This is a genomic window from Mucilaginibacter arboris, from assembly GCF_009754915.1.
Taxonomy (GTDB): Bacteria; Bacteroidota; Bacteroidia; order Sphingobacteriales; family Sphingobacteriaceae; genus Mucilaginibacter_A; species Mucilaginibacter_A arboris.
In genome coordinates, this window is record NZ_WPIK01000012.1 from 72729 (window position 1) to 91593 (window position 18865).

Sequence of the window (18865 nt, forward strand, 5' to 3'; positions counted from 1 at the left end):
TATTAATAAAGATGTGGCAGTCGGCAGATTGTCAAATCAACTGATACTGTTTTTAAGGGATAATTCTGGTTGTTCCGTTCCAATTTTTTGCCGGTAAAAGAAGCATCAGGCTGAAGCAGCATCCGAAGAGCCGAAAATTTTTGATTTTTTTTCGATCAGCTTTAAAAATACTTTTTTATAAATATCTACATCAAAAATGGCAGAATCTGTTGCAGCTTTATAAGTTAAAAATATGCCTAAAGGCGTTAAAACAACAATGGCAATCCACATGCCTATTGCCGGAGGAATATGGCCATCTTTAGCTGATTTTTCTCCAATGGTAGAAATGATATGATAAATGAGAAAAAAAGCTACCGAAACAACAACCGGCAAACCTAAACCGCCTTTACGGATGATGGCGCCTAAAGGTGCACCAATTAAAAATAGCACTAAACAGGCAGCCGATAAAGTAAATTTACGCTGATATTCTACAATCATGCTCCGTATGCCTCTCGAGGTATCTTTTTCTCGTTCAACTTTCGAATCTAACAGATCTTTTAAGGCCCTTGCTTCCCCCAAAGCAACATTAACTGCACCTAAGCGTTCGGTTGGTTTAAAAGAGGACAAAACACCTTTATCAATATTATAACCTATCTGATGCAGCTTTCGCTGGTAAGGAACAGCAAAATACTTAACATAAGGCCTGAAAACCTGAAATTCTGTTCTTAATGCACTATCCAGGCCATGCTCTGCAATTTTTCTGGTTTGGGCTAATTGTTTAATATTCATCATCTGGTAAGCGCTTTTAAACTCACTTTCGGATGTACGCTTAAATTTAAGGTTAGAAAGGTCGAACTTCTGTTCCGTTTCTTTAAACCTTAAACGGGTTAATCGCTGCCGCGGGTTAAAACCTTTATCGCCATTGGTTTCTTCGTAACGGATGCCGTTTTTAAGCTTTAACACTAAAAAAGAGTCATCCGGCGTGCGGTACATGCTTCCCTCCTTTGCAAAAACAACAGAATTATTACCGGTAGATTGATTTTTTTCATAAATCATCATATCATAAAGCCTTTGCCCGTCCGGATCTTTTTTTCGGACACGGATAGAATAGCCGGGAAAATTGCTGCTAAAAATACCTTCGGGCAATAAATTGGTTGACTTTTGCTGACGGGCATCGTAGAGTAACGAATAATACTTGAGGTTGGCCACCGGAAGCATATAATCCGAAAACATAAAAGCAGTTATGCTTAATAATGCTACGACAATAACCATTGGGTACATAGCACGGCTTAAAGATACACCTGCCGATTTGATGGCAACCAGTTCATAATTTTCGCCCAGGCTGCCAAAAGTCATAATGGAAGAAAGCAAAATGGCAAGCGGCAGTGCCATAGCCACATTTGTGGCCGAAGCATACATCATTAATTCCAGGATGATATACCATTCAAAGCCTTTTCCTATCAAATCATCAATGTATTTGAACAGGAACAGCATCAGCAAAACAAACATCACTATAAAAAAAGTGACGAAGAATGGCCGTATAAAAGCTTTAAGTATAAGCAGATGTATCTTTTTCACGAATCGTTTTCCTTTTTGACATGCTTCTTTTAGGCACTTAAATTATGCGCCTAATACACTAATTAAATAAGCAATCTGGTTATTCCAGATCAAAGTACGTTCATTTATATTTTCTTCGGTAGCAAAATCAGTAATGCCCAATGCTACATCGTTTGTTAATTCATCCTGAATAATTTCCATTTCAAAATAACTCTGCGGGTCATCGTCCATCCACCTAAACCTAACAAACTTATTTTCTTTCATTCCTAACAACTTGGCATTCTGCTTTTCATCGTCCCATGAAAAAGTATAAATCTGGTCTTTTATGTTTACATCGTCTGCAAACCACTGCGCCAAACCATTTGGTTCGCTTAAAAAGCTGTACAAAATTTTGGGAGATGAATTTATTTCATATTCAATTTTAAATTTTTTCTTATCGCTCATATAACGTTATACGGAATTTTTAGGTTGAAAATGTAAATTTTAACAATTTTTCTTATTAAAACTAATTTCTGATATATTTGCACCTTATTTAAAACGAGGCGGGGTAGCTCAGATGGTTAGAGCGTAGGATTCATAACCCTAAGGTCGGCAGTTCGATCCTGCTCCCCGCTACATTGTTACAAAGCCTTTAAGTTATAAAACTTAAGGGCTTTTTCTTTTAACGAAAACCTTTTCCGGTTTTTACAATTTACATTTTTATTTGAACTATGCTGCTGAAAATTTACCCTGAAAACCCAAATGAAAAAGCCATTGCACAAGTGGTTGAAGTATTGCGAAAAGGCGGACTGGTTATTTATCCAACCGATACGGTTTATGGTATAGGCTGTGATATTACCAACCAGCATGCTATTGAAAAGGTTTGCCAGCTGCGGAAGATGAACTGCAGCAAGGCTAACTTATCTTTTATCTGTTACGACCTTAGCCATATTTCAGATTACATCAAACCTATTGACAATACTGTTTTTAGGGTGCTAAAAAAAGCATTACCCGGTCCGTTCACTTTCATTTTTAATGCGAGCAATTTAGTACCAAAACTATTAAGTTCGAATAAAAAAACGGTCGGTATCCGTATCCCGGATAATAATATCCCGCGCGAAATCGTAAAAGCTTTAGGCAATCCAATCCTCACTACTTCTATCAAAGATGACGATGATATTCTGGAGTATTCAACCGATCCGGAACTCATCCACGAAAAGTATGAAAACCTGGTTGATTTGGTAATTGATGGTGGTTACGGCGATAATATTGCTTCTACAGTGGTTGATTGTACAACCGGCGAGTTTAATATTATTCGGGAAGGCAAAGGCGATTTGCAGCAATATTTATAAGAATATATTTTTCAGCACGATTTTTTCTATATACTATTTGTATTAATCGTGTTACCAATGAAAAATCTATTTTCTATCCTAAAAACAGTAGTAATCTGCTTCCTGATCTACAAATCTTTGTTCTATGCCTTTCTGTTTTTAGTTTCAGGTATGTGGATTATTACTGTTTTACTGCTCATACTGTTTGCTTATCTATGCACCAGCTTATTTACAGAAGGCATCAGAATAAATAATTATTTAAAAAGTTTTAAACAACAGCAAAGTTTTAAACATATTGATTGGAAAGAAAAGTTTTCAAAACCAAACCTGATCAGTAAGATCAGCAAACGCTTTTCTTCGGAAACTGCCTGACAATCAATACAGCCTACATCTATTTACCTTAACATACTTCTTTTATCAGGCATTTTTTTTATGCCATAAAAGAAGTATACAACTTCCATATTATTAAATTTATAAAGCCTTCTGTTAAGGTTTCCCGCCTTAAAACCGAAAAAAATCTTACTTTTGCATCCCGTACACAAGGGTTTGTTTCAGATATAAATCTGCTACAGCCCATCAAGTTAAAGCATGACTAAGTATATTTTTGTTACGGGCGGCGTTACCTCTTCGTTAGGTAAAGGCATTATTTCAGCTTCATTAGCCAAACTTCTCCAGGCCCGCGGTTACCGGGTTACGATCCAGAAATTCGATCCTTATATCAATATCGATCCAGGAACAATGAACCCTTACGAGCATGGCGAATGCTATGTAACAGAAGATGGCGCCGAAACAGATTTAGATCTGGGCCATTACGAACGTTTTTTAAATACGCCTACTTCCCAGGCTAATAATATTACTACCGGAAGGATTTATCAGAACGTAATTAACCGCGAACGCGAAGGCGATTATTTAGGAAAAACAGTTCAGGTAGTTCCGCATATTACAGACGAGATCAAACGTAATTTCAGGATTTTGGGTGAGAATGGCGAGAACGATATTGTTATCACAGAAATTGGCGGAACAGTTGGCGATATCGAATCTTTACCTTTTGTAGAGGCTGTGCGACAGTTTCGTTGGGAAACAGGTTCAAGTAATTCATTAGTAATTCACTTAACCTTAGTTCCTTATCTTGCTGCTGCAGGAGAATTAAAAACAAAACCAACGCAACATTCCGTAAAAATGTTGCTGGAATATGGTATTCAGCCAGATATTTTAGTTTGCCGTACAGAGCATCACTTAAACCAGGAACTGCGTAAAAAAATTGCGCTTTTTTGTAATGTAAACATCAATGCGGTGATTGAATCTATCGATGCTTCTACCATTTACGATGTGCCTTTACTGATGCTGAAGGAACAGTTAGATAAAACAGTTTTAGCTAAATTAAAGCTTTCGCAAAACAAAGAACCCGACCTGGAAAACTGGAAAGATTTTTTAGGCCGGTTAAAAAACCCGACAGGTGAAATCCGGGTTGGTTTGGTCGGAAAATATGTGGAACTGCCAGACGCTTATAAATCTATCACCGAAGCTTTTATTCATGCTGGTGCAAAAAATGAGTGTAAAGTAAACGTTAAATACATTCATTCAGAAGGTTTAACAATAGAAAATGCCTCCGAAAAAATGCGTGGTCTACATGGCGTTTTAGTTGCTCCTGGATTTGGCCAGCGCGGTATAGAAGGTAAAATTGAAGCTATCCGTTACGTACGGGAACATGAAATCCCTTTTTTTGGGATTTGCCTGGGCATGCAATGCGCGGTAATTGAATATGGCCGGAATGTTTTAAAAATAGCTGATGCCAACAGCAGTGAAATGGATGAAAACACACCAAATCCGGTTATTTCAATGATGGAAGAGCAAAAAAGCATCACCAGTAAAGGCGGAACAATGCGTTTGGGCGCTTATCCTTGCGATATTCGTAAAAACACCAAAACAGCTTCTGTTTATGGCAAAACACATATTACAGAACGCCACAGGCACCGTTACGAGTTTAACAATGCTTATTTAAAGCAATATGAAGATGCAGGCATGGTGCCTTCCGGTATCAACCCCGAAAACGGTTTGGTGGAGATTGTAGAATTAAAAAACCATCCTTTTTTCATCGGCTCGCAATTTCATCCCGAATTAAAATCAACAGTTGCTAATCCGCATCCGCTTTTTGTTAACTTTGTGGCCGCTTCTATGGCCTACGCCAAAAAGAAGAATTTAGCTATATAAATAGGTCACTTTAAAAAAGAATGGATAGAAATACATTTACAGGGTTATTCCTGATCCTGGTTATCCTGGTCGGTTCCACATTTTTGCTCAAGCCATCGCAGGAAGAAATCAAAAAAGAACAGCAGCGAAAAACGTTAGATTCCCTCCGTAAAATAAACGGCGGCAAACTGAAAGCACCAACTACAAATGCTTCTTTTACCCCACAAAAAACGGTAATAGCAGATTCTGCTGTATTAAAAGGGCCGTTGGGCAATGCCATTACAGCAGCACCCAAATTAGTAACGTTAGAGAATAAAGAATTAAAAGTTACTTTATCTACACAAGGCGGACGCATTCTTTCGGTAGAATTAAAAAACGAAAAAACGTTTGATAAAAAACCGCTGATTTTACTTAGTCCGGAGCAAAGCAAGTTTGGTTTAAGTTTAAATGTAGAAGGCAAACAGATTCAAACTAACGATCTTAATTTTATACCAAGCGCACCAGCTTTAAATGTTAGCGGAAAGGATTCAAGTACATTAACCATGCACTTAGCTTATGGCGTTAATCAATCCATCGATTATGTTTATTCTTTAAAAGGCGAAGGTTATAAAGTTGGATACACTTTGATATTGAACAACATGAACAATGTTGTAAATGCCAGAAATAACCAGGTTACTTTGGATTGGGAAGCCAGTTTACGCAAGCAGGAACGCGATATGAAAATGGAGCGTACCTACTCCACCGTTTACCTGGAAGATACAGAAGGCGGAATTAATGATTTAAGCTTAACCAAAGACGATCAGAAAAATTTTACTGATAAAAAAATCCAGTGGGTTTCTTTTAAACAGCGATTTTTCTCTAATGTACTGATTACTAAAGACGGCTTTACCAGCGCTGATGTTGCTGTTGCTACTGATATTAACTCTAACGATGTAAAACAGATGTCTGCCAAAATGCAATTGCCTTATTCTGGTGCTGCTTCTGTTAGTTATCCAATGGAGTTTTACTTTGGGCCAAATCGTTTTTCAACATTAAAAGCGCAAGGCTACCATTTGGAGCGACAGATCGATTTAGGCTGGGGGCCATTAAAATACATCAACCGTTTTGCGGTTTTGCCGGTGTTTAACTTCCTGAAAGCTTTTAACTGGAATTATGGATTGATCATTCTGGTATTGACCGTTTTATTGAAACTGGTTTTGTTTCCGCTTACCTACAAGTCATATTTATCGATGGCTAAAATGCGGGTTTTAAAGCCGGAAATGGATGAAATTAAAGGTAAAGTCGGCGAAGATAATCCAACTTTATTACAACAGGAATACTTGAAATTGTACAAAAAAGCAGGCGTAAACCCATTGGGCGGCTGTTTGCCTCTGGTAATCCAAATGCCAATTATCCTGGCTTTCTTCCGTTTTTTCCCAAATTTATTTGAATTGCGCGGACAAAGTTTTTTGTGGATGCACGATCTTTCGACTTATGATTCTGTCATCAGCTTTCCGTTAATTCCGTTTTTAAATTGGGACCACATTAGTTTAATGTGTTTGCTGATGACGATCTCAACCCTAATTCAAACTTATTTTAACAACCAAACTTCGGGTGCAACCGGGCAAATGAAATATATTGGTTACATCACGCCGCTTATTTTCTTTGGAGTTTTAAACAGTTATCCGGCAGGCTTAAATTATTACTATTTCTGCGCCAATATTTTAACGTTCTCCCAACAGTATTTTATCAGGTTGATGGTAGATGATAAAAAAATTCACACTCAGATCCAGGAAAACAAAAAGAAACCGGAAGACCCGAACAAAAAGAAATCGGGCTTTGCTGCAAAAATGGAAGAATTGATGCGCCAGCAAAGGCAAACGCCAGCTATCCAAACCAAAAAGAAATAGTAATTTTTAGGTGATAAAAAGAGCATTGGAATTTGATTTTTGATGCTCTTTTTGTTTAAAGATAATTATCACTTTTGTTATATTAAAAAGATCTTTTTAGAAAGATCTTTTTAGAAAGTTGCTTTGATTGATTCCCAAAAAACTGATGTAGAATATTTGTCTTGTTAAAACAAAAGATGAAATTTGAAAAGATAAAAGCTTGCGTTTTATGAAAACAATTTCTGTAGCTGAGTTTGAAAATAGTTTTTTAGAAGTGATTGAACAAGTAAAATCTGGAGAACAGATTGCTGTTACTTCTGAAAAAGCAGAGCAAATTATCGGTTATTTCCTTCCAGAAATCTCTTTGCAAAAACCTAAGCCTAAATTAGGGTTATTAGAAGGCAAAGCAACAGTAGTATTTCACGATGATTTTAAGATGACTGATGAAGAATTTATAAGTTTATAATTCTCTGAAGGAAATATTTCTCCAATTGTAACTTTTTATTCACACACCAATTTTTATCCTGTAAAAACAGCATATTTAAGCTTTAACGAAAGTTTAAATCATGCAAAAATTATTACTACTGCCTTTACTGTGTTTTTTGTTTGCTACAACGTCGGCACAAACAACAGCTAAAAAACCATTAGACCATTCAGTTTACGATGGCTGGCAAAACATCGCTAATGACCGTATAAGCGATGATGGCAAATGGATTTTATATGTTGTAAAACCGCAAGTTGGCGATGCAAATCTGGTAATTTCCACTTCTAAAAACAGTAATAAAATAACAGTTCCGCGCGCAGACACTGCACGTATTACGGCTGATTCTAAGTATGCTGTTTTTCTGATCCGTCCTTTCTATGCAGCTACACGTTTGGCAAGGATTAAAAAGAAGAGACAGGATGAATTTCCAAAAGATACATTAGGATTACTTGCATTAGGTTCAACACAAATTACAAAAATCCCATCCGTAAGATCATTTAAAATAGCAGAAAAAGCATCAGTAATCGCTTACTTGGCTTCCAGCGATACTTTAAAAAGGCCTGCTGCTTCGGATACTTCACGAAGAGCTGTTGCACAAACTATTGCACCGCCTACCCGCGAAGGCGCTGACCTCACTTTAAAACAATTGTTAAACAACAAACAGCGTACGTTTAAATATGTAACGGACTACCAGTTAGATAAAAACGGCAAAATATTGGTGTACGCTGTTACAGCTCCGCGGAGAAATAATACCATTAAATCGGGCATTTATTTATATGATATTGAAAAAGATGCGGTAAAAACAGTAAGCACAGGCCGTGGCAATTATCGCAATTTAGTATTTGATGAAACTGGTAAACAATTAGCTTTCATGGCAGAAAAAAATCCAGAAAGAGCTTTAGTTAAGCCTTTTAAGCTTTATTATTATAACAGTACAAAAGACAGTGCAGATGTAATTGCAGCAGCCGGATCGGCAGGAATACCTGCTAAATGGACTGTTAGCGGTGATGGTCGTGTTTATTTCAGTAAAAATGGAAGCAGGCTATTTTTTGGTACAGCGCCTATTCCAAAACCGGCCGATACAACTTTGGTTGAGTTTGAACATGCTAAATTGGACATTTGGAATTATAAAGACGATTATCTGCAACCACAACAACTGAATACTTTGCAACGAGATTTGCGCCGAAGTTATCTTGCTGTTATTATTCCTGCAGAAGCTGAACATAAAGTGATACAATTAGCTAATCAAGGCATACAGGAAGTAATGCTACCCGAAAACAATGATGTACGTTATGCTTTAGCTGTTACAGATACCGGTTCTCGAGTACAAGCGCAGTGGGAAGGCGGCGGAAGCCAGGAAGCTTATCTGGTTGATATTAATACTGGTGAGTACAAAAAAATCAATTCGCGTTTAAAATCAAGATATCAAATATCCCCGGGAGGAAATTATGTAATCTGGTTTGATCCAACCAGTCAAAACTGGTTTAGCTATGCTGTTTTTACTGGCAAAAAAACAAACCTGACAGCAAAAACAGGTGTAAAAATGGGTGAAGAAGATAACGATTTACCTACCGATCCTTCGGCTTATGGCGTTTCCGGCTGGACGAGTGGCGATAAAGCATTGTTAGTTTATGACCGATATGACATCTGGAGTATTGATCCTGCAACTGGGACAGCAACTAACTTTACCAAAGGTTTAGGAAGGAAAAATAAGCTTATTTTCCGTTACCCGATCCAAGGTGCAAACAGACGTTTTAACGCTGCCGGAAATGATGAAGAGCGATACATTCCAACTAAAAAACCATTGATGTTATTGGTTCAAAATGAAGAAAATAAACAGTGGGGATATTACAAAAAAGCTTTCGACAGCAACAAAACTCCTGAAAAAATTCTAATGATTCCTTATAGCTTTAGTGCGCTTCAAAAGGCTAAAAATAGCGACGAATACATTTATACCAAAGGTAATTATGAGTATTCACCGGATTTATATGTTTCTTCTGACCTGAAAAAAGAAACTAAAATAAGTGCAATTAATCCTCAGCAAAGCCAATACAATTGGGGAACAGCAGAATTGGTTAATTGGAAAACACCAAAAGGCTATCAGTCTAAAGGAATTTTATACAAACCAGAAAATTTCGATCCGCAAAAGAAGTATCCAATGCTGGTATATTTTTACGAAAAAGTAAGTGAGACTTTAAACAATTACATTCCTCCTGCCCCAACACCTTCGCGTTTACCAATTTCATTTTTTGTAAGTAACGGTTATCTCGTTTTTACACCTGATATTAGTTATGAAAGAGGTCAGCCAGGTGCTTCTGCCGTAGAATTTGTTAATTCTGGTGTTGAAAATTTAAAGAAGAATTCCTGGGTTGACGGCGCGCATATTGGTATTCAGGGACAAAGCTGGGGCGGATATCAGGTTGCTTTTTTGATCACGCAAACCAATATGTATGCTGCTGCCTGGGCTGGTGCACCTGTTGCCAACATGACTTCTGCTTATGGCGGTATCCGTTGGGAAAGCGGTAACTCCCGCGAAAGTCAGTACGAAAGAGGCCAGAGCCGTATTGGTGCTACTTTATGGGACAGCACGCAATTATATATCCGCAATTCTCCGTTATTCCAGTTGCCAAAAGTAAAAACACCAGTTGTGATTATGTCAAATGATGCAGATGGCGCAGTTCCGTGGTATCAGGGCATTGAAATGTTTACCGCGTTGCGTAGATTAAACAAACCAGTTTGGCTATTGCAATATAATGGCGAAGCACATAATTTGGTGCAACGGCAAAACCGGAAAGATATTTCTATTCGTGAGCAACAGTTTTTTGACCACTTTTTAAAAGGTGCACCCATGCCTGTTTGGATGGCCAATGGTGTGCCGGCTGTTGATAAAGGGAAGGATTGGGGATTTGAACTGACGAAACAATAGTTTTATAAGGAGCAGTATTTTTAAAACAAGGCAGGAAAATATTTTCCTGCCTTGTTTTTGTGTTTTATATGACTTGGTACTGTTTAAGCTTTGTTCGATTTATTTTTTATACTTCTTTTATCACCTGAAAAGCAACAAATCTTCATACTTTTTTGTCCAGGCAAAACAATTTACTGGCCTAAAAGAAGCATTACTATTTCCTGATGAAAATTTAAACCAAATCAATTAACCATTTAAAGGTAGTGTTTAACTTTATTTTTTTCTGAAATTATGGGATGTTTATTATTTATTATTAGCGTAAAAGAAGTATAAAGAATAAATTTAAACACCCTCTTCGATACTATTGTAATTAACCTGAACTTAAGCAGTTTTAATTTCTGAATCCTATCAGTTAATTTTTAATTTAAAAGTCCATTTTTTTACAATTTTACTAAAATTCTTTATGTTATTGATAATCTACTGCAATTATTTCGATTTAATACTTAAGTTAGCATAAAATTATATATGAAAGCATCGTTTGTAATAGTTAATTATAATCGAAAAGAAGAAGTATTACTTACTATTTCAAAAACAAAAAATATTATCAAGTTTGATCCGGCTAATTTTGAAATTATCATTATTGATAATGCTTCAACAGATGGTAGTGCAACTGCTATAAAAGATGAATACCCCGATGTTATTTTAATTGAGAATAAAGTAAATATTGGCATTTCAGCCTGGAATACTGGTTTTTCTATAGCAAAAGGAAATTATTTTATAATTCTGGATGACGATAGCCACATAGACAATGGCCTTGAGAAAGCACTTTTATACTTAGATAATCATACAGATATAGGCGTGCTTGCTTTAAATATTACAGGAGGAGCATTTCAAACTTGTAATTGGAATAACCTTGCCGAATATGCAGGATTTATAGGTTGTGGCGCTATTATGAGTAAAGAGTTATATGAAAAAATTGGAGGATATGCAGACTGGATTTTTCTTTACACTCATGAATTCGAATACGCAATACGTTGCAAACAAGCAGGCTACAAAATTATATTTTTTGCAGATTGCCAAGTTACCCATCGTACAAGTGCTATAAATAGAACATCAAAGAGGCTTATTACATTATCCTTTAGAAATGAGCTAGGAATTGTATATAAATATTTTCAAAAAAAGGATAGAACCCTATACTTAACCAGAGTATTTTTTAACAATATAAAGTATATCTTCAGGCACGGTATCAAATCTGTTTCCTGGTATTATAATGGCTGGAAAGAGTTTAATAAACTAAAAAAAGATATACAATTTACACCAGTTAATGACGATGTTCAAAATTTTTATAGTAGGTATTATCCATCTACACAACCATTTCTAAAAATAATATAAATCATAAATGAAAGCCTCCTTTGTATTAGTAAATTATAACAGAAAAGATGAAGTTCTGATTACAATAGCCAAATCATTAGAATTAGTAAAAAACAATCTTAATGATTATGAAATTGTTATTGTAGATAATGCTTCTACAGATGGAAGTGCTGCTGCAATTAACTCAACTTATCCGGATGTAGTATTAATTGAGAACAAGGTAAATACTGGTGCTCCTGCCTGGAATTTAGGTTTTGAAAAAGCCAAAGGTGATTATTTTATTATCATTGATGATGATAGCCACATAGAATCTGGTTTAGAAGAAGCTTTAGTTTATTTGGATAAAAACAAAGATGTTGGCGTTTTGGCACTTAACGTAGTAAGTGGTCCTTACACCAGCAAAATGTGGGATTGGAAAGATGGGCAGGATATAGTTGGCTTTATAGGTTGTGGAGCAATATTAAGGCGTGAAACTTATGAAAAAGTAGGAGGCTATGCAGACTGGATGTTTTTGTATGTTAACGAGTGGGAATACGGATTAAGAGTTATAGATGCAGGATATAAAGTACGTTTTTTTGCCAATAGTGTTGTACAACACAGGGCAAGTGCTGTTAATAGAACATCCAAACGCTTTAGGGTTTATGTTACAAAGCACGAATTAGGAATTGTTTACAAGCATTTTTCTTATAAAAGATGGAATTATTTATTTCGCGTAGTTGTAAATAATTTGAAAACGCTTGGCAAAGGTGATTTTAAATATGCATGGTGGAATATATTGGGAATGTTTGAGTTCTTAAAAGCAAAAAAGCATCTTAAATATACCCCGGTTTCTAAAGATGCACAAGACAAGTTTGCTAATACTTATTTAACCACTCAAAATTCTGCTTTTGGTTTTTTGTTTAAGAAAAATTAGTGTTTTCGTATAATTTTATACCGATAAAAACAGCATCAACTTTCATACAATCTACCTCCAATTTCATACACTTCCAACAAATGCTCCACACCACATTTTAAAGCAAAATTATTTTTCTGATGACCGACCGGAAAATCAAAGCAAACCGGATAATCATATTCTTTTACTTTTTCCAGCACAATTTCGGCTACGGTTTTTCCGAATACTTCATCCGGTTCATCTGGTTTCAGTTTAAAACCTCCTATAATTAAGCCGTGCAAGTGTTCCAGCTTACCACTACGTTTTAAATTGTAAAACATTCGATCGATATTGTACAGGTACTCACCTGTATCTTCCAAAAACAAAATTTTATGTTTAGTATTGATGTCAGATTTGCTTCCTGATAAACTTGTTAGCAGACTTAAATTTCCGCCAACCAGCCCTCCTGTTGCTTTACCTAAACGGTTAAATTCCGAAGCTGGCGAAGTATAACTTAGCTTTTCTCCTGTTAGCGCTTGTTTAATGGAAAGGATTGTTTCTACCTGAATTGGTTCTGCTAAATTCCAATCCGCAGGAAAACTGTTGCACATTTTAGAATGCAAGGTTGCAATATGATAATTGCGATTGATGTGGCTATGCAAAACAGTAATATCACTAAAACCAATGATCCATTTTGGATAAGTTTTAAATTGATGAAAATTTAGCTGGTCGATTATTCGTACGGCACCATAACCTCCGCGGGCACACATAATCGCTTTGATGTTAGGGTTATCCAGCATGTATTGCAGATCTGCTGCCCTTTCCTCATCCGTTCCTCCCAGGGTAAAGCTTCTTTTACCGACTGTTTTTCCGACTTCAACCACAAATCCCCAGCCTTGCATTAATTGAACCGCGGGCTGAATATCTTCTAAAGTGATGTAACCGGCCGGACAAGTTATACCAATCGTATCGCCTTGACGCAAATAAGGAGGTATTTTTGAAGAACGGCTTCCTTCAAAAATAACCGTGTTTCCTATTGCTTTTGCAGAGGACAAAGCGAAGGCGGCCGGTAAAAGCGACGAAAGAAAATGTTTGCGGTGCATAGTTCTAAGCAGGTAAATTACATTTTTTATGCTGATTTGCCTGCTTAATTTTTTACACCGTTTTCTATTTCTTAAAAACGAAAAATAAAATAGGACCGTTATTGAACTGCGGTTTGTATATTGAACAAAAAAATTAAAACTTTAGCCGGAATTTTAACAGGCCCTGATCCTATTTATGAAATACTCAAAACGAATAATACTTCTTTTACCACTATTTTTTATGCTGATAAAAGAAGCATCGGCACAAAGAAAAGTAGATTATACTAAACTCGTTGATCCGTTTATTGGCACCGGCGGACACGGCCATACTTATCCCGGCGCAGTTGTTCCGTTTGGGATGGTGCAATTAAGTCCGGATACACGTTTAGAAGGCTGGGACGGCAGTTCCGGTTATTACGCTACCGATTCTTTGGTTTACGGCTTTTCTCACACACATCTCAGCGGAACCGGTGTTCCTGATTATTGCGATATTTTGTTTATGCCCACCACCGGAAAGCCGCAGTTAAACAACAAGGATTACCGCTCGCCTTTCCAGAAAAAAAACGAGGATGCTTCGCCGGGTTATTACACAACTGTTTTGGATAAATACCAGATTACGGCCGAACTTACCGCAACTACGCGTGTTGGTATCCACCGTTATAGTTTTCCATCCACAAAAGAAGCAAATATTATTATTGATTTGCAGCATCGCGACAAAGTGTTGGATTCCTGGATTGAAGTAGTGAACGACCATGAAGTCCGTGGTTTTCGCCGTTCGTCTTCCTGGGCAAAAGACCAGTCGGTTTACTTCTACGCAAAATTCTCCAAACCTTTTAAAACTGATGGAATTGCTTCCGACGATCAGTTGAAAGAAGGCGAAAAGAAGTTGCAGGGAAAAAATATCAAAATGTACATGCAGTTCGATAATCCTGGAGAAGTAATTGCAAAAGTTGGCATATCTTCCGTAAGCGCAGAAGGCGCATTAAAAAACCTGGATGCCGAAGTTCCGGATTTCGACTTTAAGAAAGTAATGCGTGCAGCAAAAGATACCTGGCAAAAAGAGTTGGCAAAAATTCAGGTAGAAGGCGGCGCACCTGTTGCTATGCCTGTGCCTCAATCTTCTAACATGAATTATGGCGGAGGTTTTGGCGGATATGGCAGGCCTCAACCCAGAACAAAAACGGTTGATTATGCACGTCAAAAGCAAACCATTTTTTATACCGCTTTATACCATTGCATGCTGGCGCCAAATATTTACAACGATGTTGACGGACAATACCGGGGCATGGACCAGCAAATCCATAAAGCAGAAGGTTATAATTATTATACTGTTTTTTCTCTGTGGGATACCTATCGCGCCGAACATCCCTTGCTTCTTTTAATCGATAAAAAACGCAGTTTGGATTTTATTAAAAGCTTTATGGCGATGAACGAGCAGGGCGGATTGTTGCCCATCTGGCCTTTAGCTTCCAATGAAACTTACTGCATGATTGGTAATCATTCTATTCCGGTTATTGTAGATGCTTATGCAAAGGGTTTACGCGGGTTTGATGCCGAAAAAGCATTTAAAATGATGAAAGATGCGGTAAATAGAAACCAGTTCGGGCTGGATTCGTATCGAAAGAACGGGTTAGTTTTGGCGGAAGATGAAAATGAATCGGTTTCTAAAACGCTGGAATATGCTTACGATGATTGGTGCATTGCGCAAATGGCCAAAATGCTAAAAAAAGACCAGGATTATGCCGAATACATCCAGCGGGCGCAATACTGGAAAAATGTGTACAACAAGCAAACAGGTTATGTGCAAACGCGTGCAAATGGTGGCTGGCTTTCTCCATTTAAACCTTCTGATATTGATAATAATTTTACAGAAGGAAACGCCTGGCAATTCTCCTTTTTTATGCCGCAGGATGTAAATGGTTTAATTTCAATGCTGGGCGGAAAAGAAAACCTGGAAAATAAACTCGACGCTTTGTTTGCTGCAAGTTCTGTAATGACTGGAAGAAGTTTGCCTGATATTACCGGAACTATCGGCCAGTATGTGCACGGAAACGAGCCGAGCCATCATATTGCTTACTTGTATAATTTTACAGATGACCCTTACAAAACGCAGTATTATCTCAACAAAATCATGAACATGTTATACAAAGCTGCGCCTGATGGTTTAGCCGGAAATGAAGATTGCGGACAAATGAGCGCCTGGTATGTAATGAATGCTTTAGGTTTTTATAATATTGCCCCCGGTCAGAATAACTTTCAAATTGGTATCCCAATTTTTGATAAGGCAACTATTAATCTTGAAAACGGAAAAAAATTTACCATCAGTTCATCCGGAAACGCAACCAATAGTTATTATCTGCAAGGCATGCAACTCAACAAGAAACCGTATAATAAGCTGTTTTTATCGTATGAAAATATAGAAAATGGCGGCGATTGGGATGTTTTTATTGGCAGGCTTCCAAATAAATTATACATGGAAGATTTGGAAAAACCCGTTTCTGCAATTACCGATAACCTGATTGTTGTAAACCCTTATTTAACAGCTTCAACCAAAACATTTACTAAACCGATAACCGTTACTGCTAATTCTGTGCAAGACAGCGTGCAAATTTATTATACTTTGGATGGCAGCACGCCAAACCTGCAATCAAAGGTTTACACCAGTCCTATAAGTATCAGCAATACCACTACCATTAAAATTATTGCTGCCAAAAACAGCATGCTTAGCAAGGTAGTAACAGGCACTTTCACTAAAATAAAAGAAGACGTAAAGGCAGATGTGCCACACAAAACCGCGTTAACAAGCCAAACGGTTAATTAATCAGTATAAATAACGAAACACAAAAATTGCAGACACGCGTATTTTAATTACTACGTTTGTACACCTTGAAAATTCTGTTTAAATATGTTTGAGCGCTTAAAGAATCCGATATTACGATACTTTGTTTATTTGGTTTATTTCATCATTATACTTTTTTGTGCGGTTGAATTGAACTTTCTATGGCTGTTTGGCCATTCTCCAAATACAGGTGATATTAAAAATCCAACACTTTCTATTGCTTCCGATGTCTATACTGCAGACGGAAAACTGATTGGCCGTTATTACAAGGAAAACCGTTCGCCGGTTGATTTTCAAAAGATTTCGCCCAACCTTATTCACGCTTTGGTTGCAACAGAAGATACACGTTTTTACCAGCATCATGGCGTAGATTTTTATGGCTTGTTCAGCAGTATGGTCTCTACGGCAACCGGAGATCGCCGTGGCGCTAGCACCATCACGCAGCAATTAGCCAAGAACCTGTTCCAAACACGGAAAAAGAAATATCAGGGGCCAATTTCTCATGTTCCGGTTTTAAGCACTATCGCTTATAAATTTAAAGAATGGTTAACAGCTTTTAAAATTGAACGTGCTTACAGCAAAAACGAAATCCTTACATTGTACTTTAATACAGTCCCTTTCGGCAACAATTCTTTCGGCATAAAAACAGCATCACTTAAATATTTCGATAAAAATCCGGATCAGGTTAATCCCGCAGAAGCAGCCACTTTAATTGGTATGCTGAAGGCTACTTCAACATATAATCCTATTAAAAATCCAGGAAAATCGATGGAAAGGCGAAATGTAGTGCTTTCGCAAATGGAAAAATATGGCTACATCAGCAAGGCAGATTTTAGCAATTATAGCGCCAATCCAATCCAGTTGAATTTGAGCTATGTGGAAAACGAATCGCAGGGAGATTCTTATATCCGTTCTGCGGTAGATAAATGGCTGGAGAAATGGTGCAATGATAACGACTATGATTTGTATGAAGACGGCCTGAAGATTTACACAACCATTGATTCCCGTTTGCAGCAATATGCAGAAGAATCGGTTGCCGAAAAAATGAAAATGCTGCAAAAACGTTTTGATGGCGTTTGGGGAAAAGAAAACCCGTGGCGCACATCTGACGGAAAAGAAATTGTTGATTTTCCGCAAAAAGCTGCCCAGCGTTTGCCTATTTACAAAATGCTGGAAAAGAAGTTTAAAAACAATCAGGATTCTGTTGATGCTTATTTTAACCGTAAAAAAAGAATGAAGGTTTTTACCTGGAAAGGCGGCGATCAGGATACTACTTTTTCTACTTTCGATTCCATAAAATATTATGCAAGATTATTAAACACGGGAATGATGACGATTGAACCATCTACCGGAAAAATTAAAGTTTGGGTTGGAGGCATCAATCACCAGTATTTTAAATACGACCATGTAAACCAGGCCAAACGCCAGGCAGGTTCTACGTTTAAACCTTTTGCTTACGTTGCTGCAATTGATAATGGTTTTACGCCTTGCGATAAATTTACTGATAAACCGGTTTCGATTAAATATATTAACAACGAGGGAAAACCAGATGTTTGGGAACCAAAAAATGCTGATTTTCATTTTTCCTATAACGAAATGAGCTTGCGTTGGGCAATGGGGAAATCTGTAAACTCCATTACGGCACAAGTAACCGAAAAAGTAGGCTGGGATAAAGTAGTAGAATATGCGCATAAATGCGGAATTGATAGTCATTTGGAATCTGTTCCTTCTGTTTCTTTGGGTTCTAATGATGTTTCTGTTTACGAAATGGTCCGTGCTTACAGCACTTTTTTAAACAAAGGCCAGCGGATTGACCCGATATTAGTTTCCAAGATTACCGATAACAACGGTAACGTTTTAGCTGAATTTAAAGCAAAAAATACACCTGCGTTAAGCGAAGAAACTGCTTGGTTAATGCTCTATATGTTTCGTGGCGGAATGGAAGAACCGGGAGGAACATCGCAGGCTTTATGGGAATACAACGATTTGTGGAAAAACAACAACAACCAGATTGGCGGCAAAACTGGTACTTCTTCGGATTATGTAGATGGCTGGTACATGGGCATTACCAAAGATTTGGTTACCGGTGTTTGGGTTGGAGCGGATGAACGTAGCGTGCATTTTAAAACTTCTCAAACGGGTGAAGGTTCTCGTACAGCACTTCCAATTTTTGGTTTATTTATGGAGAAAGTTTATGATGACCCAAAATCTGGTTACGGCCCCGGCCCTTTCCCAAAACCCTGGAGCAAAATTACCAAGGAATATAACTGCCCGACACCAAGGCCTAAAGTTGATACCACACGGACAGACAGTAGCACAATTGCGCCTATTGATACCACATCCGTAACCTTGCCCGAAATTGAGCCACAATAATTTTTTATTAATTGAACTTATTGTTTCCGCAGTAGT

Annotated in this window: 13 protein-coding genes and 1 tRNA gene; 11 read left to right on the forward strand and 3 right to left on the reverse strand. The window is 37.4% G+C overall.

Annotated features, from left to right (window positions below; translation table 11 throughout):
- Positions 1 to 105: 105 nt before the first annotated feature.
- Positions 106 to 1557, reverse strand: coding sequence for an LptF/LptG family permease (locus GO621_RS13765; RefSeq protein ID WP_317163448.1), 1452 nt, complete (start codon positions 1555 to 1557; stop codon positions 106 to 108).
- Between the two features lie 42 nt (positions 1558 to 1599).
- Positions 1600 to 1980: an START-like domain-containing protein gene (locus GO621_RS13770; protein ID WP_157568012.1), complete on the reverse strand. Its 381-nt coding sequence runs from the start codon at positions 1978 to 1980 to the stop codon at positions 1600 to 1602.
- 97 nt (positions 1981 to 2077) lie between these two features.
- Here GO621_RS13770 and GO621_RS13775 point away from each other — a divergent pair.
- The 9 genes from GO621_RS13775 (at position 2078) to GO621_RS13815 (ending at position 12577) form a co-directional block, all read left to right on the forward strand.
- Positions 2078 to 2151 (forward strand) — tRNA-Met (locus GO621_RS13775).
- 95 nt (positions 2152 to 2246) lie between these two features.
- Positions 2247 to 2867, forward strand: coding sequence for an L-threonylcarbamoyladenylate synthase (locus GO621_RS13780; protein WP_157568014.1), 621 nt, complete (start codon positions 2247 to 2249; stop codon positions 2865 to 2867).
- Positions 2868 to 2924: 57 nt separating this feature from the next.
- A complete protein-coding gene (locus tag GO621_RS13785) occupies positions 2925 to 3218 on the forward strand; it encodes a hypothetical protein (RefSeq protein ID WP_157568016.1) in 294 nt (97 codons plus the stop codon).
- Positions 3219 to 3434: 216 nt separating this feature from the next.
- Entirely contained in the window at positions 3435 to 5057 is a 1623-nt protein-coding gene (locus GO621_RS13790) for a CTP synthase (RefSeq protein ID WP_157568018.1), read from the forward strand.
- Positions 5058 to 5077: 20 nt separating this feature from the next.
- Positions 5078 to 6925, forward strand: a complete 1848-nt coding sequence (gene yidC / locus GO621_RS13795) for a membrane protein insertase YidC (protein WP_157568020.1) — start codon at positions 5078 to 5080, stop codon at positions 6923 to 6925.
- Between the two features lie 208 nt (positions 6926 to 7133).
- Positions 7134 to 7370: a type II toxin-antitoxin system Phd/YefM family antitoxin gene (locus tag GO621_RS13800; protein WP_157568022.1), complete on the forward strand. Its 237-nt coding sequence runs from the start codon at positions 7134 to 7136 to the stop codon at positions 7368 to 7370.
- Between the two features lie 100 nt (positions 7371 to 7470).
- Positions 7471 to 10314, forward strand: coding sequence for an alpha/beta hydrolase family protein (locus tag GO621_RS13805; protein WP_157568024.1), 2844 nt, complete (start codon positions 7471 to 7473; stop codon positions 10312 to 10314).
- Positions 10315 to 10818: 504 nt separating this feature from the next.
- Complete coding sequence (locus tag GO621_RS13810; protein WP_157568026.1) at positions 10819 to 11685, forward strand: glycosyltransferase family 2 protein; 867 nt, start codon at positions 10819 to 10821, stop codon at positions 11683 to 11685.
- A 7-nt stretch (positions 11686 to 11692) separates the two neighbouring features.
- Entirely contained in the window at positions 11693 to 12577 is an 885-nt protein-coding gene (locus GO621_RS13815; RefSeq protein WP_157568027.1) for a glycosyltransferase family 2 protein, read from the forward strand.
- A 35-nt stretch (positions 12578 to 12612) separates the two neighbouring features.
- On the opposite strand, the gene GO621_RS13820 is transcribed toward GO621_RS13815, so the two are convergent.
- Positions 12613 to 13638 (reverse strand): S66 peptidase family protein, encoded by a 1026-nt coding sequence (locus tag GO621_RS13820; RefSeq protein WP_157568029.1) that lies wholly within the window; start codon positions 13636 to 13638, stop codon positions 12613 to 12615.
- A 220-nt stretch (positions 13639 to 13858) separates the two neighbouring features.
- Between GO621_RS13820 and GO621_RS13825 the strand changes: the two genes are divergently transcribed.
- Together GO621_RS13825 and GO621_RS13830 are read left to right on the forward strand one after the other, a co-directional pair.
- The gene (locus GO621_RS13825) at positions 13859 to 16438 is read left to right on the forward strand and encodes a GH92 family glycosyl hydrolase (protein ID WP_198170250.1); all 2580 of its coding nucleotides are present in this window, start codon (positions 13859 to 13861) and stop codon (positions 16436 to 16438) included.
- Between the two features lie 84 nt (positions 16439 to 16522).
- Positions 16523 to 18829 (forward strand): penicillin-binding protein 1A, encoded by a 2307-nt coding sequence (locus GO621_RS13830; RefSeq protein WP_157568033.1) that lies wholly within the window; start codon positions 16523 to 16525, stop codon positions 18827 to 18829.
- Positions 18830 to 18865 lie beyond the last annotated feature (36 nt).